At 58.8% G+C, this 19,752-nt stretch carries 15 protein-coding genes; 2 read left to right on the plus strand and 13 right to left on the minus strand.

The features are described from left to right. Nucleotides 1–127: 127 nt before the first annotated feature. On the minus strand, nucleotides 128–643 hold the full coding sequence (locus J5W70_RS08910) for a YlbF/YmcA family competence regulator (protein WP_022396637.1): 516 nt from the start codon (nucleotides 641–643) through the stop codon (nucleotides 128–130). 318 nt (nucleotides 644–961) lie between these two features. Here J5W70_RS08910 and J5W70_RS08915 point away from each other — a divergent pair, with 318 nt between their 5' ends. Next, nucleotides 962–2,443, plus strand: a complete 1,482-nt coding sequence (locus J5W70_RS08915; protein WP_022396638.1) for a glycosyltransferase family 39 protein — start codon at nucleotides 962–964, stop codon at nucleotides 2,441–2,443. Nucleotides 2,444–2,600: 157 nt separating this feature from the next. Here the strand turns inward: J5W70_RS08915 and J5W70_RS08920 are convergent, their stop codons facing one another. The 3 genes from J5W70_RS08920 to J5W70_RS08930 form a co-directional block, all read right to left on the minus strand. Continuing rightward, complete coding sequence (locus tag J5W70_RS08920; protein WP_022396639.1) at nucleotides 2,601–3,428, minus strand: hypothetical protein; 828 nt, start codon at nucleotides 3,426–3,428, stop codon at nucleotides 2,601–2,603. An 18-nt stretch (nucleotides 3,429–3,446) separates the two neighbouring features. Continuing rightward, a complete protein-coding gene (locus J5W70_RS08925) occupies nucleotides 3,447–4,436 on the minus strand; it encodes a hypothetical protein (RefSeq protein ID WP_022396640.1) in 990 nt (329 codons plus the stop codon). Nucleotides 4,437–4,830: 394 nt separating this feature from the next. Continuing rightward, nucleotides 4,831–4,992 carry a hypothetical protein gene (locus tag J5W70_RS08930; RefSeq protein WP_022396641.1) on the minus strand — a complete coding sequence of 54 codons (162 nt, stop codon included), beginning with the start codon at nucleotides 4,990–4,992 and terminating at the stop codon, nucleotides 4,831–4,833. Between the two features lie 616 nt (nucleotides 4,993–5,608). Here J5W70_RS08930 and J5W70_RS08935 point away from each other — a divergent pair. Continuing rightward, on the plus strand, nucleotides 5,609–10,045 hold the full coding sequence (locus J5W70_RS08935) for an autotransporter outer membrane beta-barrel domain-containing protein (RefSeq protein WP_022396642.1): 4,437 nt from the start codon (nucleotides 5,609–5,611) through the stop codon (nucleotides 10,043–10,045). A 159-nt stretch (nucleotides 10,046–10,204) separates the two neighbouring features. Here the strand turns inward: J5W70_RS08935 and J5W70_RS08940 are convergent, their stop codons facing one another. From J5W70_RS08940 to larC, 9 genes are all read right to left on the minus strand, one after another. Then, nucleotides 10,205–11,371, minus strand: a complete 1,167-nt coding sequence (locus tag J5W70_RS08940; RefSeq protein ID WP_022396643.1) for a pyridoxal phosphate-dependent aminotransferase — start codon at nucleotides 11,369–11,371, stop codon at nucleotides 10,205–10,207. Between the two features lie 171 nt (nucleotides 11,372–11,542). Continuing rightward, on the minus strand, nucleotides 11,543–13,108 hold the full coding sequence (gene murJ / locus J5W70_RS08945; RefSeq protein WP_022396644.1) for a murein biosynthesis integral membrane protein MurJ: 1,566 nt from the start codon (nucleotides 13,106–13,108) through the stop codon (nucleotides 11,543–11,545). 13 nt (nucleotides 13,109–13,121) lie between these two features. Continuing rightward, nucleotides 13,122–14,213, minus strand: coding sequence for an adenylyltransferase/cytidyltransferase family protein (locus J5W70_RS08950; RefSeq protein ID WP_022396645.1), 1,092 nt, complete (start codon nucleotides 14,211–14,213; stop codon nucleotides 13,122–13,124). 150 nt (nucleotides 14,214–14,363) lie between these two features. Continuing rightward, on the minus strand, nucleotides 14,364–15,008 hold the full coding sequence (locus tag J5W70_RS08955; protein WP_215832724.1) for a superoxide dismutase: 645 nt from the start codon (nucleotides 15,006–15,008) through the stop codon (nucleotides 14,364–14,366). A 216-nt stretch (nucleotides 15,009–15,224) separates the two neighbouring features. Continuing rightward, nucleotides 15,225–15,689 (minus strand): glycoside hydrolase family protein, encoded by a 465-nt coding sequence (locus J5W70_RS08960; RefSeq protein ID WP_215841910.1) that lies wholly within the window; start codon nucleotides 15,687–15,689, stop codon nucleotides 15,225–15,227. Continuing rightward, the gene (locus J5W70_RS08965) at nucleotides 15,655–16,686 is read right to left on the minus strand and encodes a glycoside hydrolase family 10-like protein (protein WP_215841911.1); all 1,032 of its coding nucleotides are present in this window, start codon (nucleotides 16,684–16,686) and stop codon (nucleotides 15,655–15,657) included. Before J5W70_RS08965 ends, J5W70_RS08960 begins: the two co-directional genes overlap by 35 nt. Before the next feature lie 105 nt (nucleotides 16,687–16,791). Then, nucleotides 16,792–17,547 (minus strand): nickel pincer cofactor biosynthesis protein LarB, encoded by a 756-nt coding sequence (larB, locus tag J5W70_RS08970; protein ID WP_022396648.1) that lies wholly within the window; start codon nucleotides 17,545–17,547, stop codon nucleotides 16,792–16,794. Further along, complete coding sequence (gene larE / locus J5W70_RS08975) at nucleotides 17,544–18,359, minus strand: ATP-dependent sacrificial sulfur transferase LarE (RefSeq protein ID WP_022396649.1); 816 nt, start codon at nucleotides 18,357–18,359, stop codon at nucleotides 17,544–17,546. Before larE ends, larB begins: the two co-directional genes overlap by 4 nt. Then, nucleotides 18,331–19,551, minus strand: a complete 1,221-nt coding sequence (gene larC, locus J5W70_RS08980; RefSeq protein WP_022396650.1) for a nickel pincer cofactor biosynthesis protein LarC — start codon at nucleotides 19,549–19,551, stop codon at nucleotides 18,331–18,333. The genes larE and larC overlap by 29 nt, the downstream gene beginning before the upstream one ends. Nucleotides 19,552–19,752: the final 201 nt, after the last annotated feature.

A 19,752-nucleotide genomic window follows, 5' to 3' on the forward strand; every position in this document is an offset into this window, starting at 1 on the left:
AGGCCAGGGCGTGTGCCGGACTGGATACGTACATGTCCTGGAAGGGCGGCGTTGACGCATGCCGTCAATGAAAAACGGCTTCACCTGGGAGTGAAGCCGTTTGACGAAAGGTTGAAAGATCGCTTTTTTAGTGGTTGCCGCAGCCGCAGCCCCCGTCCTTGTGATCGTGGTCGTGGTCGCAATTGCCGTCGCAATCGCAGCTTTCCTTGTCGCAGCTGCCGCCACAGGAGCAGGAAGTCTGGGCGCTCATGGCGCGCTGCCGGGCTTCCTCGATTTCTTCCGGAGTGGGCGCACGGCCAAGGTCGATGGACATGCCCAGATAATGATTGATGGTGTTCAGGAGTTCATCGATGGTCTGGCGGGCTTCCAGGAAGCCGCGGGCGGCATCGTTCTTGACCACGTTTTCACGCAGGGTATCGAACTTGGAGATTTCCTCTTCCGTGGGGGGCATGCCGGCCAGGTGCTTGTTGCGCAGTTCTTCTCCGTAGGCGTTTACTTCTTCAAAAAGCTTGGTTGCCTCCGGATTCTGGAAAAAGAGGCCGATTTTTGCCTTGGAGGCCACAACCTGGTCTTCCTTGGCAAGCAGGTTGCAAAGGGCTTCCGTGGCGGCGCGCAGGTTGTCATTGAGAACGGGGGTATTCATATAAGGTTCATTTAATCATGCCTTTCCGGACAGGGCAACCCGGTTGCGAGGCATGGCGTACATTTCCGTGTCACGGCCTGTTGCGGATTACAAATCCGAAGTCAATACTACTTTTTCATATCAAATGCATTTCTCCAACTCTACCCATTATTTCCCCGGATATTCTTAACAAGAAGAATATTTGTTAGAAATTGTCATATATGCTTGAATATGATGAATATTCTTCTTACATTCGCATTGTTGCCTATCTAGTTCGGATTTGTAATCCGCACAATCCCACTTGTTGCTACCCAACCTATGACAGGGAAAAATGATTCCATGGCTATGCTGGGGTGGAAAATCCCGCTGACGCTTCTTATCTGGTCCGTTATCGTGATTGGAGCGTGTTCGGATACCTCTCCCTTGTACTCCTTTTATCCATCTCCGGACCCTTCCATTTTTTTCATGTTCGGGCGGGGGCTGCTTCACGGGCTTCTCCCCTATGTGGAAATGGCGGACAGCAAGGGGCCCCTGCTGGTTTGGATTTATTATGCCGCCGCGTGGATTGACGGGCATTCATTTGCCGGAATATTCCTCATTCAGTGCGTAACCCTTTTTACGACGCTTCTGCTGGCTTGCGGGACGGCGCGTTTTTATCTGTCACAACGCGGCAGCCTGCTGGCTTCCATGCTGTTGTGCCTGTTTCTGTTTGATTCGTTTCCCTTCCAGCGCGGGGGAGGGGTGGAGGAATTGTGCTGGCCGGGGATGGCGGCCGTGGTTTACGGGCTGGTCCGGTATTTCCGGATGCGGGACAGGCGCAGCCTGCTGTTTCTGTTCGGCACGGCCGGGGTATTTGCCGGGGCAGCCTCCATGATGAAGTTCTCCATAGCCTTTCCCGTGTGCGCTTTAGGCGGGGTTCTGTGCCTGTGGCTGTGGTGGAACGGGCGGAGAAAAGAAGCGGCGGTGGCTTTAGGGGTGGCGCTAGCCGGCTTCCTGGCCGTGGTTGTCCCCTGTTCGGCCTGGCTGGTATCCAACGGTGTTTGGAAAGAAGCGATGAATGAGTACCTGTTGTGCTCCGTGCGTTATGGAACGGTGTCCCAGGATACCACATGGTGGGCCAGGCTGCTCAGGCCGGCTCCGGTCCGCTGCCTGTCCGACGTACTGATGTGGGTGGCCGTCATCTGGGCTCTGGCGATAGCGGGCTGGCGTCAATTAAAAACGCAAAAGGCGCTCCTCTTTACGGCCCTGCTGTATATCTTCTTCAAGGTGGAGATGTTCAGCGTGTACAACTACTATTACAATTCCATCCTTTCACCCATGATGATCTGGGTGACTATCTTCTTTGTGGCCCGGGCGGAACGGCGCTTTTCCCTGTGCATGCCGCGGATGGCGGCCGCAACGCTGGCAATCGCCTGCCTCACGGGGGCCGGAGTGGCTGCCGGGCTGACGGGCGCCGTCCGGAAAGGAGACTTTGTCTGGAATGGCAGGGAGTTTTATTCCCCCGCCGTCCGGGAACGGCTGGCCTCTTTTTCCGAAGCCTCCGTCCTGTATCTGGGCTGGCTGGACAGGGGCTTCGGCATTACCTGGGACTGGAAGCCGTGCGGAAGATACTGGTTCCTTCAAAACTTCCCGTCGGAGGAAATGGTCAGGGAGCAGTATGATTACATTGAGCAGGGCATACCGGACATCATCCACACCAGTTCACGGGATGATGATTCTTTTCTGCGGCAGCACGGCTATAAGCCTTTGATGCCGGAGCTGGACGGGGGATTCTGGTGCCGGGTGTCACAGGGGGACGGCGAGCCTTCCCCCGAAGAATAAAAGGACCGCTCTGTGAATGAGGAGCTCCTTGTGGAATGGAAAATAACTTATTTCAGCGGCTCATGCTTTTGGTATTCCGATAGAAATTCCTCAAGGCGAAAAGTTTTTTTGCGGTATGAGAATCGGAAAGTCGTCGGGATCATGCGCAAGAGGCATCTTAATCCCTTCGTTTAGGCAAGCCCTTGTACAGGTAGGCGGCTTCCGGCGCCCTACCGACAGTCCTCTCCAGCAGAGCCGGAATATCCTTGTCTCCGTATCCGGCCAAATGCAGGTATTTTTTGACCTCCTGGGCCTTGGTCGGAAAGCATGCCATCAGTTCCCTAATGAATCCGCGTTCTCTTCTTTTGATAACGGCTCGAGCATGGTTGCTTCTTGCACTTATTGCACTTGTCTTGTTGAACAGCTTCGTTTCCTGCTCGTCGGACATGTTGGAGGCGTAATCAATGAGCATGCAGGCGCAAATCTCCGTAGCGTCAAAAGCGTAATCCACCTGCCTGTGGAATTGTTTAATTACCAGAGCAGTGGCGCTTAAATAAAACCGCAGGGCTTCTTCCTTGTTCGGGAGCTTGCTGTTTTTGTCCGTCAGCGCGATGAACGGGATGGTGTTGGACATGAATTCTTTGACGGTGTGATCCACATCAGTATATTCGGAAACCCATTCGACATTGTTGTAATCATTGAGGTCAATGAACGGTGCCGTGGCAATCAGGTAGCACAGAAAAAGCCCGTCCGTCAGCTCCTGAGGCGTAACGCCCTTTTTCCGGTAGCGTCTGGCTTCTTTCCGCATTTTGTCGGCCCCCTGGTAGAACAGGATGACCTGGCCGCTGGCCAGCAGTTTCTTGAGCCGCAGGAGTTCCGGGTTCTGTTTGTTCAGATTCCTGATAGCGGAGGGGAGGGGGAGCCCGCCCTGCTCCGGAGAGGCTGCACAGGGAAAAGACAGCGAGAAAAAGACGAATAACAGAAGGAGTGGATAAGATTTATTCATGATGCTGCAATCAGGAGGTTATGGATTGGCGGTAGAGTCGGCATGCAGGGCGTCGTCTGCTGTGCTGCGCGTGACGGTGCATCCGAATTTGGTGATGCTTACCTTGATGTTTTTCAAGCCCCTGGTGGGGGAGTCTTTATTGGTTTCCCTTTCATCTTCGTACTCAAAACTGAAATCCTGGCCGTACGTGTCATTGCCAATCTTGCAGCAGTCCTTGCCGTCGGCGCGTACGTACCATCCGCAGGTCCATGAAAAGGAATCGGGAAGCGTCATGTTCTGCAAATGCCTTAAGCGAATCTCCTGCTCCTTGTCCCATCTCCAGCCGATGTTGTCATGACGGTGAATGTTGAGAGCGTTGGGCCTTATCCGCAGCTTTCCCGGGATATGCACGGGGGTGAATCCTTCCGGGTCTTCCGCCCGTTCCATGATGGAAATGTTGCTGAAGCTGACAGCCAGGGGATGAAAGGTCATGACAAGCTTGGAGGAAGCTCCCGGTCTGTCTTTCTCCTTGTCCTGGGGGTGCTTTTCCACTCGTTTCCCGGAATGTTCCGCCTTAATGCCGGAAGGAACGAGAATGCTGAAAATGAAGGGGTCTCTTTCCGGCAATTCGTCGTCAAGGCTGGTTTTGACCCGAACCTTCAGCGTGGTGTCCTGAGTGAGGTCGCTATTGATTGTCAGTGTAGCCTGATTTTTTTCCTGGTCCGATTTTTCAATGGCGGCCGCCTTCTCCGGCTCCAGGGACCATTCAAGAGAGTCCAGGTCCACCCCCCGTAATCGCTTTCCGTTTAAAGTCAAGATGACCACTTCCCCGATACCCACCTCCGTGCGTTTTTTGTCCTCATCCTGGTCTCCCTTGTCCAGGAGGCATTGAGGGGAGGCAACTTCCGTTTCCGATTCGATGTAGAGGGAGCGGTCGTCCGTAGTTGGAACATCTTCTGCATGGGGCAGTGCAGCCAGGGAATACAGCAGGAGGACGGAAGAGAGAGCGCTGAAAGAGGGAGAGTTCATGCAGATGCAGGATTAACGGAAACGGTACTTATGATAGCCTTTTATGCATTCAAATGTCAATGAAGCCAACAATATGTTAGATACTGTGTTTGAAGTTCATAGAGGTGGAATTGTCTTTTCACTCCTCAATAAAAAGGACCGCTCCATGAATGAGGCGGTCCCTGGAAAGTGAGAAGTAGCTGAGTCGGCGATTAGTGCGCCTTGCAGAATTATTCGAAGCGGTCCAGCGCTTCCTTCAGCACGTCCGGCTTCTTTCCGTATCTTGTCTGCATTCTGGTAGAACGGGATAATTTGTCCTTCAATCCATCAGTTTTTTGAGCCAGGGAAGCTCCGGTTCTGCAAAGAACGGTCTGTCTGAATAGGCTGAATGGGGAATGACTTTTCTTCCCCTGCTTCAAAAGAAGTTCACATTGAGCAGCCGGATTCCAATGTTGCGAACCTTTCGGAGCTCCATAACCAGTTTGATGAGTTCTTCGTTGATTTTACGCTTGGGGCTATGGCGCGGCCGCCGGGTTTGCGCTGTAAGTCCTTTTTTCCCTTTTGCTTTCATTTTCATTGTTTCTTTCTGCCTCAGTGTTGAAGCGATTTCTATGAATCTCACAATCAATTATTTGTATCAAAATCGGATTTCCAATCCGGAGACAAGCTATAAATTTGAAAAAAAGCATTTAATACAAAATTATTTGGACCATAGACAGAAAATTTGAATGGACGGAAGACGTGCATCCGGGAAAGAAACAGATGGGAATTTTTCTATTCTTCCTGTTGCCATCAGGATTTTTCAAGGAACCAAAAAGCTTGTCGTCAAAATGTTATAGGTTAGTTGCACTGATATTATTTCCCGTTCCAGGGATGGAGCCTCCTTTCAGGCTGTTGGCGCATGGGCCCTGTCTCCGGATTGGAAATCCGCTAATTTGCATTCATTCCCTACTGGAAAACATGACATTTATATCCATGAACCATTCAGCGTCAAGATTTTATCTCCTGCTAAACTTATCCTGTTTTGCTGCGCATGCAGTTCCCCTTCCTGAAGAATATTCATCCTCCATGACTACTTCCTCGCCGCGTGCAGCTGCCGATTCCCCAGTCATAGCCTAATATAGCCTTTCAGGCGTATAACTTCTGAAAATTGCTCCAAATAGATTAATTCGCTTCCAAATCCATTCAATACCATGAGACTACATCTTCCTTCCCCTTTGCTCCGCTACGTGCTTGCCGGCCTGTTCATCGGCACCTTTCCGGCCGCATCCGGTGCGGACTACACTGTGAACAACACCCAGTCCACCATGCCGGGCAGCAACCTGTACGGCACATTGGAAGAATTGAGGGCGTCCGGTTTGCTGCGTGCCAACGACACGGTAGTCCTGCATAACGACGACTCCACGCTGACCGGAGGCCTGAATCTTCTCATTAACGTTCAGTCTGACAACACGGCGGCAGCGCGCACGCTGGATCTGGCTGGGCTGGGGACAACTCCCATGTTTTTCCTGAAGAAAGGAGACCATGGCGCTGACATGAATTCCATCATCTGGGAGAATGCGGGCAACCGGGTCCTGCGTGTGGAGGGATTCGGCAGCAATGCCACTCTGAATCTTACCGGAGCAGTCACGTTCCGCAACAATACGGGAATCTATGATGATTCCACCGCTCCGGGCGGCGGCGCGATTGCCATTCAGGGTCAAGGTCTCGCTTCAGTCTCGCTGGATGACAATGCCGTTTTCATCGGAAATTACGCGTCTTCCGCAAGCGGAGAGGTTAGAGGAGGCGCAGTTCTGGCGTTCTCCAACGATGCCCGGATCACTCTGGGCATCGGCGCCGTTTTCCATGCCAACTATGTTTTGGCGTCAGACAAAGCAGGCGGCGGGGGTGGCGCAATGTTTACCAAGGGCGGTTCCTCCTCCATTGAAATAGGTGATGACGCCACGTTCACGGACAACTATGTCCAGGCTGGCAAGTCCAGCTACGGAGGAGCGATAGGCGCCGATAGAAACGCCACCTCCATTACTCTGGGAGACCGCGCGACTTTCAGCGGCAACCATATTTCCACCTCGGCAGACGGAGCAGCCAGTGAAGGCGGAGCGATCAGCACCTACATCACGATCGGAGACGCCTCCGTCACGCTGGGAGACAGAGCCGTCTTCACCGGGAATTACATCCTGGCCGCCGGAACGGGAAAAGGAGCCGGCGGGGCGGTTGCGGTGCGGGCAAATGGAGGGCCTGCGTCCCTCACTGTTGGGGCGGGTGCAAGCTTCACGGGCAACTACATCTCCGCATCATCCGGTGACGGAGGTGCCATCTGGATGTCTTCAGGGGGGGAGTGCACGCTGGGAGCCAACGTTTCCTTCATCGGAAATTACATTCAGGCGTCTTCCGGCAGCGGCGGGGCGATTTACCTGAAGAATCAGCAGCTGACCATTCAGGACGGGGCGAATTTCACGAACAATTACGCGCCCACGGCAGGGGGAGCCATCCTGATCAACAATTTCGGCACCAACGCCGCCCAGCAATTCCTGGCGCAGACCCACGACGTTCTTTTCAGCGGCAATATGACAGGGGGAACCTTCACGCGCAACGATAACGGAACGTTTACCGTAGACGGGGGAACAGCCAACGCCATCCATGTTGAAAGGTTAGGCTCCTTGCAGTTGGCTGCCGGGGAAGGACGGAACATCCAGTTTGACGACCCGATCACCTCAGGAACGGACTACGCAATAACGCTCGCGATCAACCGGTATACGGATGACAATGGGACTGATCACGACACTTCCGGCACGGTCGTCTTCAGCGGAACACGCTATCAGGGTACGGACGCCCATCTGGTTGCCAGCCGTTACAACAACTTCCGGGGAAAGACCACGGTATACGGAGGCACGCTGGAACTCAGGGACGGAGTCGTTTTCGGGCGCACGGGGAGCATGACGGATACGGGAACATCCTTTACGCTTAATGCCGGAGCCACTCTTCGAAGCAAAGGCGCCGTCAGTGAGATCAACGCCGCCTCGATCGTCCTCAACGGCACGGTAGACACCGAAGGCACGCTCCTGCTGAACGGAAACGTCACAGCCTCCGACGCAATGCTCAAAACCGGACAGGGAGCCCTTGACCTGAGGAATACCGGAACCAATCTGTTCACGAACGGAGTTGCGCTCAACGAAGGCAGCATCCTGATTAACGACATGGAACAGATTCGGACCGGCTCAGGCGCGTACATCACAGGTTCCGGCACACTGGACATCCGGTCCGCAGGCACCGTAACCCTCCCGGATTCGCTGGCCGGATTTGGCGGAACCATCGCCCTGACTGATACCCGGCTCCGTCCGGACGCCACAGGACAAACCGTGCTCGGCACCGCAACCCTGCGGCTCGGAAGCGGCTCCGAACTCTCCGTCACGGAAAATTTTTCCATCAGCAAGCTGCATCTGGCCGGAGGAACGCTTACCGTCCAGGTGGACGGTGACGCTTCCCGGCTGGAACACCAGCTCTCCGTCTCCGGCAGTCTTGACATCACGTCGGCATCCACGCTGGCCGTCTCCGGTCTGAAAGACAGTCTGGACCACATAGCTCCTCAACCGGGCTTCCTGGACCGCGATCTTCAGGAACTGGCTCTGGACGGCACCATCAATGCGGACGCCCTGCTGGTGGTACAAGCCGGAAACGTCGCGAATACAACTCTTCTGGACTTGGTGGATGCTGATACGGGCGAGGCCATCACCGGCGGCGAGGAACGCGAAGTTACCTACCAGGATACCGTTACCGCGACCTACAGCTATATTGCCGTAGCCGGCACCAATGAGCACAGCGGCCAGACGGGGATCCACCTCACCTACGGACTCAAGGAATTGAACATCCATGATGGGAAAACCTGGGTTCTGGACGCTCCGGCCGATCCGGACAGCGACCGGACGCTCGTTGCCCGGATTACAGGCGGCGGCGCGCTGCAGCTGAACAGCGATGCGGCCGGCATCACCATCACCTCCGCTGCGAACCACACGGGGGGAACCCTCATCAACTCCGGCCTGGTCACTGCCGGAGCGGACAACCTCTTCAGCGCCGGAATCCTGGAGGTCAAGGAAGGTGCAACATTTGACACGGCCGCCACTACGCAAACCAACAGCAAAGGGTTTATTCTGCAAGGCTTGCTCAAGGGCGGCCAGGCATTCTCCAACACGGGCGCCATGTATGTCTTCACCAGCGCGCAGGTGGAATCGGCCCTTGCCAACACCGGAACGCTCCTATTGGCCAATACAACGGGCACAGGGCAGGACTTCCAGTTTTCAGGAGGCCTGAAGGGCGACGGAGGGCATGTAGCCTTTGAAGGAAGCGGCCGTGACACATTGAAGCTCGGCTCCCTCTCCGGATCGCAGGCCTTTACAATGAACATCAACCTGGCCGCCGGAACAAGCGACCGCATCGCCATCGCCGGGGAGGCTTCCGGCACGCACACGGTTCATTTCATCCTGCAAGGCGGCATTCCCTCCTCCCCGTCCTTCATACACGACATGATCACATGGGACAGTCTGGCGGAAGACAGTAATGCGGCAACGCTCTTTACCGGAACGCTTGATGCGGGTTTTTACTCCTACGGCCTTAAACTCAACGCCGCAGGTAATGGATACGACCTGTCGCCGGAGGGCTACAACAACCTGGGCGGCGTACTGCTCAATGTGCTTGGCTGCATGAGTACGGGATGGTTTGAACAGCTTGACACCCTCTCCAAACGCATGGGAGAGCTGCGCATGGGAGCGGACTTTTACAGGCAGCAGGACCAACAGGCCAGGAACGCCGGAGAGGCGCCCAGGGGGCACTACTGGGCGCGCACGGCTTCCGGACGCACGGACACGGACCTGGGCATCGCCGGAGTATGCGGCTTTACGGAATACCAGTATGGGGCAGACAGCGGCGCGGACTGGATTGTTGCATCCGGGAGAAACAGCATGCTGGCTGCCGGCCTCTTCGGAGGATATCGCCGGAGTGACCGCCGCTTCCATGACGGCTGGGGAAGCAAGGGCAGCACGGACAGCGGTTACGGAGGCCTTTACGCCTCATGGCTGCACAGCAGGGGGTGGTTTGCGGACGCGGTTCTCAAGGGAATGAGCTACAATGCCGCATGGACCGCGGTCCAGCCCGGGGGCACGGAACGGGGCAGCTATGACAACTGGGGATTGGGAATGAGCATGGAAGCCGGGCGGCAGTGGAGCAGCGCCGGAGGATGGTTCCTGGAACCCTCCGTGCAAATCGCATGGCTTCATTCCGGTTCCACGCATATCGTCACGAACCAGGGCCTGGAAGTGGCGGGAAGCGCAGCCGACATCTGGCAATTTGCCGGACGCCTGCGAGCCGGACGCACATGGAGCGTCAACGGAGGCAGGCAGCTGGTGCAGGGCTACGTGAAAACCGGTGTTACGCAGCAGGCAAGCAATGGCGGTGAAGTAAAGGCCGCCGGCAATCAGTGGCGTCCGAATACGGATGGAACCCGCGGCATGGTTGGCTGCGGCGTAGCATGGCAGCTCAGCGCCCGCGATCAGGTGCACCTGGACTACGAATATGTCTACGGAGACAAATACGATCGTCCCTGGACGATCAATTTGGGGTATACGCGGAGTTTTTAGGCACGAAGGAATTCATATCTCTTCCTCCACCCGGCAAGTTCACTCTTGCCGGGTGTTTTGTTTCTGCCGGTCCTGCCGGAAAGTCTTCTCATGAGGAATAAAAAAGACCGCTTCATGAATGAAGCGGTCCTGAAGATTGGAAAAATCAGTATTTGACGCTTAGTGCGCCTTGCAGAATTCTTCAAAGCGGTCCAGCGCTTCTTTCAGAATGTCCAGCGTGGTGCAGTAGCTGATGCGGATGGCCTTGTCATTGCCGAAGGCGATGCCGGGGACGGCCGCCACCTTGTAGCGTTCCAGAAGCTTGTCGCACAGGTTCAGGGAGGTGAGCCCCAGCTTGCTGGTGTCCACAAAGAAGTAGAAGGCTCCCTGCGGTTCCACAACGCTGACGTTCGGGATGGCGTTGAGGCGGGAGAGGACGTACTGGCGGCGCATGTCGTATTCGTCACGCATGTCGCTGATGAAGCTCTGGTCTCCCGTGAGGGCCTCAATGCCGCCGTACTGCGCGAAGGTGCAGACGTTGGAGGTGGTGTGGTCCTGAATCATCTGGATGGCCTTGGCAATGGGGGCCGGAGCTGCGGAGTAGCCCATGCGCCAGCCGGTCATGGCATAGCCCTTGGAGAAGCCGTTGATGGTGATGGTCAGGTCGTACAACTCAGGGCTGAGGGAGGCGATGCTGACGTGCCTGGTGTCTCCGTACACGAGGTGTTCGTAGATTTCGTCAGCCAGGATGAGGATGTCTTCGCTCAGGGCCACTTCTCCCAGGGCGCGCAGTTCTTCTTCTGAATAAACGGCTCCGGTCGGGTTGTTCGGCGTGGTGAGGATGACCATCTTGGTGCGGGGGGTCATGGCTTCCTCAAACTGTTCCGCAGTGAGCTTCCAGCCGTTTTCCGGCGTGGTTTCCACGATGACGGGAATGCCGCCGCACATGCGGACCATTTCCGGATAGCTGACCCAGTACGGGGAGGGGATGATGACTTCGTCCCCCTCGGAGACGGTCGCCATGATGGCGTTGAAGCAGGCGTGCTTGGCGCCGGCGCCCACGGTGATCTGGCTGGGATCATATTCCAGATTGTTTTCCCTCTTGAGCTTGTCGGCAATGGCCTGGCGGAGTGCGGGCAGACCGGCGGAAGGAGTGTACTTGGTAGCTCCGTTGTTCAGGGCCGTGATGGCTGCCTGCTTGATGTTTTCAGGGGTGTCCATTTCCGGTTCACCGCCTGCCAAACCGTAAACTTCTTCACCGGCGGCCTTCATAGCCTTGGCCCGGTTGGTCACCTTGAGGGTCAGGGAAGGGGTCAATGCAGCAATGCTGGGGGAAATCATGTCCATTGTTGTGGTGCGATCGTAGAATTTTGATGCCCTGGCGGAAAACAGGCTATTCCCCGCACAGGCGGAAAAACTTTACTCACTGAGCGCACCCCTGGCAAGGAGAATGCTTGTGAAGACCATTCTTTTTCTTGCGGAGAGCGCGCCTCCCCTCGCGGAAGGGAAGTTTCAATGTCAGCGTTTCATGAATTTGGCCCGTACCGCGTCCAGTTCCGGCGTCTTGAACAGGAAGGCCGCCGCCAGGTAAACAATTCCGGCGCAGCCGCAGACCAGGGAGATGCCCAGGAGCCTGGCCGGGAAGGACCAGTCCAGAAAGCCCTGGAGGAACCACGTTTTACCCGCCCAGCATACGGCCCCCAGCAGGGCTCCCGCCGCCAGGATGCGGCCCAGGCCGGAAACCAGCGTCCGTCCGTCCACGCCGCCCAGCTGGCGGCGCAGGTAAAGGAAGTAGAAGAGGAAGTTGAAGGTGGTGACCACGGAGGTGGTCAGCGCCAGCCACGCCGCGTTTTTATGCAGGCCGTAGACAAAGTAGTAGTTGAGGCCTATGCTGATGGCCAGCGCCACGGCGGCGGCAATCAGGGGGACCCAGCGTTTTTCCAGGGCCAGGAAGACGGGCTGGACCACCTTGGTTCCGGCATAGCCCAGCAGGCCCAGGGAGTAGGCGCCCAGCACCTCCCCGGTGTAGCGCACGGCGTCCTGGTTGAAGCGGCCCCACTGGTACACGGAGGAGACGAATTCCGTTCCCAGGATGAAGAGGATCAGGAAGGCGGGAACCGCAAAAAACGCCACCAGCCGCAGCCCCTTGGCAATGTGGACGGCCACTTCCTTTCTGCCGTCCCCCACCATCATGCGGGAAACCGCGGGGAGGACCACCATGCCCGTAGCCACGCCGAAGAGGCCCACGGGAAGCTGCCAGAGGCGGAACGCCGTGGTCAGGGCCGTGACGGAGCCTTTCTGGAGGTCCAGGGCGAAGCCCGTATTGATGAAGATGGTAAACTGCGTGACACCGGAAGCGAGCACGGACGGGAGCATCAGCCCCCAGATTTTACGCACGCGGGGATCGTCCCAATGGAAATTGGGCTTCCACCGGAAGCCGGTTTTACGGAGCTTGGGGAGCTGCACGGCAATCTGGGCCGCCCCCCCGATCGTGACGCCGCAGGCAAAACCGTACAGGGCCTTCGGGCCGAAGGAGGGGTCAATGAAGTACCCGATCAGCAGGCCGAACAGGATGGAGGTGACGTTAAAGGCGGCGGAAGCCAGCATGGGCAGCCCAAAGACCCCCACCATGTTCAGCGCCCCCATGACGAGGGCGGACAGGGAGGCGAAGCCGATGAATGGCCACATGATGCGGCTCAGGTCCGTGGCGAACAACTGGTCCGTCAGGGAATGGTCCCCGCTGTACAGGGCCTCCATGACGGGGCCGGCAAAAAGAATTCCCAGCGTCACGATGGCGACCATCAGCGTGGAAAGCTGGGTGGCTACCTTGTTGGTCAGCTCCCAGGCGGCCGCGTCGCCTTCCGCCTCCCGTGTTTTGGAGGCTACGCTGGTGTAGGACTGGGAGAGAGCCCCTTCCGCAAACAGGTCCCTCAACAGGTTGGGGATTCGGAAGGCCGTATAAAAGGCATCCAGCACTCCCGTAGCGCCGAACAGGGAAGTGTACACGATTTCCCTGGCCATGCCTGTCAGGCGGCAGGCGAAAATGGCGCCGGAGGCTACCAGGCTGTTCCGCATCAGGGACATGAAAGAGAAGGGCTTACTTGAACAGTTGGCGGCAGTACGGTTCCACGCGCTTCATGGCCGGATTGTCCTTGACGGCCTGGTCGCGGTCGTCCCGGCAGGGGAAGAGATACAGGGCGTACCCTCCGTAGCCGCCGCCCAGGTATTTTTTGGCAAGGGCGTTCGGGATGTCCGGCAGGGGCTGCATTCCTTCGTCAAGCTGAACGCTGTAATACAGGGCCACGCCAGCGGCCAGGGTATTGATGTTGCGTTCCAGCACGCCGGTGCGGGCAATGAGGGAGGATTGGGAGATGCGCACGTAATCGCGCTGTTCGTCCGCCATTCTGGGAGTGTCGTGTTCCTCCCCCGTGTACAGAATGGCCATTCTTCCTTCCAGGAAGTCGCCCGTGCCCTTGACGTCCAGCACGGGGGAACTGCCGGAACGCCAGACGCACAGCCCCGTTTCCGCAATGACGGCGGGGTCCTGCCAGCCGACGCCCAGAGCGAGTTCGGAAGCGACCGGGTCGCGTCCTTCCAGCATGGCCCACGCGCCGCTGCCGCCCAGTCCGGACCGCTTTTCATACGGCCATTCGCAGAGGGACACCATGGGGGTGATGGCGCAGTTGACCACATAGGAGCCTTTTCTGGCGTAGCGGGGAACGTCCAGCCATCCTCCGGCAAAGTCCACGCGGAGCGGCACGGTGGACGGGGCCTTGATCCGGTTCACCAGCATGGTGGTGGAAACGGGGGCGAATTTGGGAGGCGTCTTGGGAAGCACCACATAACTCGCGCCCACACGGGAGCACAGCTCCTTCTTGATGCCGCTGTAAAGGTCGTCCTCCGTCACGGCCAGGACGTCGGGCCTTTCCTGAAGAAATTCCTCTTCAAAGTCCAGGCCCTTCTTCATGCCGGTGCCCAGAATGACCTTGTCCACCATGCGCAGGCTTTCCAGCAGCACTTTCTTGTGTTCGTCCGGAATGGACGGTTTGCGCTGCTTGTGGTGCCACAGCACGGGTTCCGAGGCAAAGGAGACGATCAGATAGTCGCCCAGGGCCCGGGCTTCTTCAAAAAACTGGATGTGACCGGCGTGAACGATGTCATAGCAGCCTGAAACGAAAACTTTTTTCATGCGCGTGGTGATAGATAATTAGTCCACGGCAGTATGCCCTATTGCTCCGCCGGATGCAAGAGCCGGGTGGAAGTACGCCAAAAAACGGCACGGACCTTAGAAGGCCCGTGCCGTTGAAGAAAAAGAAAAATCAATGTCTGCCGGAACCGGTCAGGACGCCATGGCTTCCTGGTAGCGGCGTTCCACGTCGTCCCAGTTGATGAAGCGGCAGAAATCTTCAATATAATCCGCCCGGAGGTTCTGGTGCTTCAGATAATAGGCGTGTTCCCAGACGTCGCAGACGAGGATGGGGACGAGACCGGGAATTTCCAGGTTCTGGTGCTTTTCCGCGCCGCAGATCACCAGCGTCTTGCTCATGGGGTCCACTCCCAGAATGCCCCAGCCGGAACCTTCCACGCCCTGGGAGGCGGCCTTGAATTCCTTCATCATGGCTTCCAGGGAACCGAATTTTTCCTTGATGGCGTCCACCAGGGGGCCCTGCGGTTCCTTCTTGGGATCGGGCGTCATGTTGGTCCAGTAAATGGTGTGGAGGACATGGCCGGAAACATTGAAGGACAGGTTGCGCACCCAGTTGGTGGTGGCGGAGGCATCCAGCTTGCCGTCCGCGATTTCACGGAGCTTTTCAGCCGCGGCGTTGGCGCCGGCGACATAGGCCGCATGGTGCTTGTCATGGTGGATGCGCACGGTTTTTTCATCCAGCATGGGTTCAAGCGCGTCGTAGGCGTACGGAAGGGGCGGTAACACGTACTTGCCGTCGGCATAGCCGACCGTGGAGGGATCTTGCTTTTTAGTCATCTTGTGCTGTGGTTGTATAGACGGCCCTGTTGCCCGGGCCTGGCTGATTGTTCCCAGCGCCGCCAATGAGGAAAGGGCGATGAAACGCCTTCTGTTCATGTCCGCGCCACGGGAATTCATGGAAGTTTGGACATGGATGGATTTGGAGTTGTTCAAAAAACTTAGAACATCGGGCATTTTTTTCCTTTCCCGCCGGAGGCTGCCGGAAAAAGCTTCCTACCTTCTGGCCGCCGCGGCTGGGCCCTGGGCTCCGTAGGCGCTGACGCCCCTGACGGCGACGGACCCGGCATCCCCCAGGAAGGATTTGGGCAGCGTCACGCGGGTCTGGCTGCCCGGCAGAAGGATGCGCGTGGCCCACTGGCTGCCGTAGCGCGCCTGGACGGCCCATTTCCGGGAGGGATTGCCGGACGGCTGCCAGGAAAGGGTCACGGTGGAACCGTTGTCCTCCACTTGAAAATTCCGCGGCTGTCCGGGCGTCCCGCTTCCGCACCAGGGCATGGCGGGAGGAACGGCCATGGAGGGGTACAGCTTGTTCAGGTATTTCTGGATGCCTCCGGCATTCCGCATGATGGATTTGACGCTCCAGAAGCACTGCCCGGGGGCGGTTCTGGCCAGGGAGCGGGAATAGTTGACCTGCGCGGCGATTTCAGAGGCGGGGCGTCCCGGGTCCTCGCTGCTCATGATGCGCGCGGTGGCGATGCCGGGCCACACCGGGCGGCTCGTGTTCTGGGCGGCCCACCACTGCATCAGGACCGGAAAGCTCTGCTTGGCCGGGCTGCAGCGCCAGTAAAGCTGCGGGGGCCAGGTAATCCACCCATCCGCGGGAAAGCCACTTGCGGGCGTCGCAGGCCAGGTGCTCGTAAGCGTCCACTCCCGCTTCAATGCCGCCGGGAACGCCCGGACGCCAGATGCCGAACGGGCTGATGCCCACGCGCACCCAGGGTTTGGAGGATTTGACGGATTTGTACATGTCATGCACGAAGTCGTCAATGCAGGCCCGGCGCTGGGAGGGCGACTTTCCGTCGCTGAAGCTGGCGGGGGACCAGGTGCGGCCGGGCGTGGGGTAGGGGTAGAAATAGTCGTCCAGGTGCACGCCGTCAATATCGTAGCGGCGCACGACGTCCAGGATGACCCTCATCGCGTGGTCGCGGGAGGCGGAGGCGCTGGGATTCATCAGCAGAACGGAGCCGTTGCGCTTCATCAGGTCCGGACGGGTGAGGGAAATATGGTTGCGGCCCACGGCGTGCTTTACGTTCGCCTTTGCCCGGAAGGGGTTGAACCAGGCGTGCAGTTCAATGCCGCGGCGGTGGGCCTCCTGAATGGCGAAGGCCAGGGGGTCATACCCCGGATTGACGCCGGGCCCGGAGAGCCACTGGCTCCACGGCTCCAGGGAGGACTGGTACAGGGCGTCCGCGTTCGGGCGCACCTGGAGAAAGACGGCATTCAGCTTCAACTGAGCGCAGGTATTCAGGATCGTCAGCAGCTCCGCACGCTGGGCAGCGCCGGAAAGGCCGGAACGGGAGGGCCAGTCAATGTTATGGACGGTGGAAATCCACGCCGCGCGGAATTCCTGCGGGGCGGCGGGGACGGATTCTCCGGAGGGCTGCCACCCCAGCGCCTGGGAGGCCAGGGCCAGCAGGGAGCAGGAAAGGGCATGGAAAAAGGGAAATCTGGTCATGATGGGATGGTGAGGAATGCTTCCGGGACATTTAACGCCCATTCGGTGAATCTGTCCATGGCGGATGCCGGCGGTTCCGTCATGGAAGGGCGGCGGCCGCGGCATTCAGCGGGGCCGGGACGCCAGGCTGTTGACCAGATGAGCGTTGAATCCGGCCCCGAAACCGTTGTCTATATTGACGACGGACACGCCGTTGGCGCAGGAGTTCATCATGGCGAGCAGCGTGGTTACTCCGCGGAAATTGGCTCCGTAGCCCACGCTGGTGGGTACGGCGATCACGGGGGCTTTTACCAGCCCGGCCAGCACGCTGGGAAGCGCTCCTTCCATGCCTGCCACAGCCACCAGCACGGTGGCCCGGCGGATGGAATCCAGATGGGAAACCAGGCGGTGCAGGCCCGCCACGCCGCAATCCCGGTACCGGAGCACCCGGCTGCCCAGGAATTCCGCCGTCAGGGCGGCTTCCTCCGCTACGGACTGGTCCGAGGTGCCCGCGCTGACGATGCCGACGAAGCCCTCCGTCTGCGGAACGGGGTTCGCCATGATGCGCATGAGGCGCGCTTCCGGGTGCATGTCCGCCTCCGGAAAGGCGCGGTTCAGGTAGTCCAGCGCCTCCACGTTCAGGCGCGTGGCCAGCACGTTCTGTCCGGCGGCAAGCAGGCCGCGGGCTATCTCTTCAATCTGGTCCGGGGTTTTTCCTGCGCCGTAAATCACTTCCGGGCATCCGGTGCGCTCCAGGCGGCCGTAATCAATATCCGTATGGGAAGATGCGGGCGCAGTGGCGGCCCGGATTTTTTCCGCCGCTTCCTCCGTGGAAAGGCGGCCTTCCTCAAGCTGATGCAGGATGGCGGTAATGTCATTCATGATGGTTCGTTCATGCTGCCTCTGGAATATCCTTCCAGGTCCAGGGTGATGTAGCGGAAGCCCAGCTCCCGCAGGCGGTGCGCTATGGGAGCGGCAAGCTCCCCGCTCCGGAACAGTCCGCGTTCCTCCTCCGGCAGTTCAATGCGGGCCAGGTCGTCCCCGTGAACCCGGACGCGGCAGCCTTTCAGCCCCAGGGAGCGCAGGAAGGCCTCCGCCGCATCCACGCGCCGCAGCAGGGATTCCGTCACGGGGCGGTTGTGCTCCAGCCGGGTCAGCAGGCAGGCATAGGCCGGCTTGCCGCTGACGGACTCCGGCAGGCCAAGTCCGCGGGCCACGCTGCGGATGTCCGCCTTGTCCATGGCGGCTTCCAGAAAGGGGCTCAGAATGCCGAGTTCCTGCAAGGCTTTGCGCCCGGGGCGGTAGTCGCCCAGGTCATCCGTGTTGGAGCCGTCTGCCAGCAGGGGAAAGCCCGCTTCCGCGGCTCTGGCAGCCAGGGCGGAAAACAGGGCATGCTTGCACAGGTAGCAGCGCAGTGGCGGATTATCCGCAAGGGAAGGCAGGATGGGGAACGCCAGTGTCTCCTGGCGAATGCCCAGGCGGCGGCACAGCTCCGCGCTGTCCCGCACTTCCTCCTCCATTACATAGGGAGTTTGCGCGGTCAGGGCCAGGCAGTGTTCCGGCCCCAGAACCTTGGCAGCAGCAGCCAGCAGCACGCTGCTGTCCAGCCCGCCGGACAGGGCGACGGCGATGCGCTCCCTGGGGAGCAGGACGGCGCGCAGCCGTTCAAACGGAGTCTGTGGAGGAGGAGTCATGGGAGGGGGTGGGGAAAAGCCCCATCAACTGGCACTGTTCCAGCGGCAGTCCGGTGTTTTCCGCCAGGGTTCTGCAATCTTCAAATTCCGCCTTCCGGTGATGGGGGCGTCCGTTCATGAAAGAGGTTTTTACATGCACCGTTCCGTGGGGAGTGCATACGGAGGCGCTCTCCCGGCGCAGGATGTGGCGGCACGTATCATGCTGGCGTATCCCCGGCGTGCTGCTGTGCAGGAAAAACGCTTCCCTCACGCGGTCCGCCTGTTCCGGCAGGCACAGGGCGCAGACTTTGACCGCCAGGCGCCCCTTCTTCATGCAGATGGACTCCTGCCAGGCGTCCAGCGCGCCGGCCTCCATCAGCTTTTCCGCCAGGTAGGCGGTCTGTTCCGGCGTCATGTCGTCTATATTGGCGCACAGCTCCGTCAGCAATTCCGGGGAACTCTCCTGTTCCTCCGTTTCCACCAGCATCACCCGGAGGATATTAGGCAGGGGGAGCCCCTGGCGGTGGCCGATGCCGTAGCCGGTTCCGGTGATGCGGCCCGCCAGCGGGGCCGGGACAGGCCGCGCCAGGGCGGCAATATAAGCTGCTCCGGTGGGAGTGGTGGCCTCATGGGTGGTTCCGTTCAGGGTGGACTGGAAGCGGCTCGCCAGCAGGGCTGTGGCCGGGGCCGGAACGGGCATCGTTCCGTGCTGGCAGGTCACGGTGCCTGAGCCCAGTTCCACCGGTCCAGTGAAGACGGCGTCCGCCCGGAGCAGCTCCAGGCAGATGGCGGCCCCCGTGATGTCAATGATGGAGTCCACCGCTCCCACTTCATGGAAATGGACTTCCTCCGGCGTGGTGCCGTGCACCTGGGCCTCCGCCTCCGCCAGCAGGGAGAAAATGGAAAGGGCCGTCCGCTTTACGGCGTCTGAAAGGCCGCTTGCCCCAATAAGCCTGCGGATATCCGCCATGGTCCGGTGATGGTGTGCATGGCCGTGGCCGGAATGGCCTTCTTCCACCGTCAGTACGTCAATCCGCGTTCCCTGGATGCCGGACTGCTGCGCACGGCGGCATTCCAGTTTCCATTCCCCGTGCACGTGCAATTTGGACAGCTCCCGTTCCAGGCTTTCCCTGTCCACGCCCAAATCAATCAGGGCGGCCAGATTCATGTCTCCGCTGATGCCCGCGCTGCAATCATAGACCAAGGCTCTCATGATAGGCCAGTGTAGAAGGAAAACATCCCGGCTCAAGGTCAAAGTGAGCCTTATCTCCGCAGGGTTCCCGGCGTCCGGCAGCGCGGGTTTGGCTCATTGCCGCCCGGCCATGCAAAGATGGCCTGTGAAATACATTGCTAGAGAACTTCAAATATGCCACAATTCCTGCGGCGCTGACCAGCGCCGGCCCTCGTCCATATC

It is taken from the genome of Akkermansia massiliensis, assembly GCF_018847375.1.
In the GTDB taxonomy this organism is placed as follows: Bacteria; Verrucomicrobiota; Verrucomicrobiia; order Verrucomicrobiales; family Akkermansiaceae; genus Akkermansia; species Akkermansia massiliensis.

Excerpts from the sequence above, each read along its gene's own strand:
- J5W70_RS08940 (WP_022396643.1), bottom strand. The coding sequence starts at position 11,371 with ATGGACATGATTTCCCCCAGCATTGCTGCATTGACCCCTTCCCTGACC.
- larB (WP_022396648.1), bottom strand. The coding sequence starts at position 17,547 with ATGAATGACATTACCGCCATCCTGCATCAGCTTGAGGAAGGCCGCCTT.
- J5W70_RS08955 (WP_215832724.1), bottom strand. The coding sequence starts at position 15,008 with ATGACTAAAAAGCAAGATCCCTCCACGGTCGGCTATGCCGACGGCAAG.
- larE (WP_022396649.1), bottom strand. The coding sequence starts at position 18,359 with ATGACTCCTCCTCCACAGACTCCGTTTGAACGGCTGCGCGCCGTCCTG.
- J5W70_RS08935 (WP_022396642.1), top strand. The coding sequence starts at position 5,609 with ATGAGACTACATCTTCCTTCCCCTTTGCTCCGCTACGTGCTTGCCGGC.
- J5W70_RS08965 (WP_215841911.1), bottom strand. The coding sequence starts at position 16,686 with ATGACCAGATTTCCCTTTTTCCATGCCCTTTCCTGCTCCCTGCTGGCC.
- J5W70_RS08910 (WP_022396637.1), bottom strand. The coding sequence starts at position 643 with ATGAATACCCCCGTTCTCAATGACAACCTGCGCGCCGCCACGGAAGCC.
- murJ (WP_022396644.1), bottom strand. The coding sequence starts at position 13,108 with ATGTCCCTGATGCGGAACAGCCTGGTAGCCTCCGGCGCCATTTTCGCC.
- J5W70_RS08960 (WP_215841910.1), bottom strand. The coding sequence starts at position 15,689 with ATGAGCAGCGAGGACCCGGGACGCCCCGCCTCTGAAATCGCCGCGCAG.
- J5W70_RS08925 (WP_022396640.1), bottom strand. The coding sequence starts at position 4,436 with ATGAACTCTCCCTCTTTCAGCGCTCTCTCTTCCGTCCTCCTGCTGTAT.
- J5W70_RS08930 (WP_022396641.1), bottom strand. The coding sequence starts at position 4,992 with ATGAAAATGAAAGCAAAAGGGAAAAAAGGACTTACAGCGCAAACCCGG.
- J5W70_RS08915 (WP_022396638.1), top strand. The coding sequence starts at position 962 with ATGGCTATGCTGGGGTGGAAAATCCCGCTGACGCTTCTTATCTGGTCC.
- J5W70_RS08950 (WP_022396645.1), bottom strand. The coding sequence starts at position 14,213 with ATGAAAAAAGTTTTCGTTTCAGGCTGCTATGACATCGTTCACGCCGGT.
- J5W70_RS08920 (WP_022396639.1), bottom strand. The coding sequence starts at position 3,428 with ATGAATAAATCTTATCCACTCCTTCTGTTATTCGTCTTTTTCTCGCTG.
- larC (WP_022396650.1), bottom strand. The coding sequence starts at position 19,551 with ATGAGAGCCTTGGTCTATGATTGCAGCGCGGGCATCAGCGGAGACATG.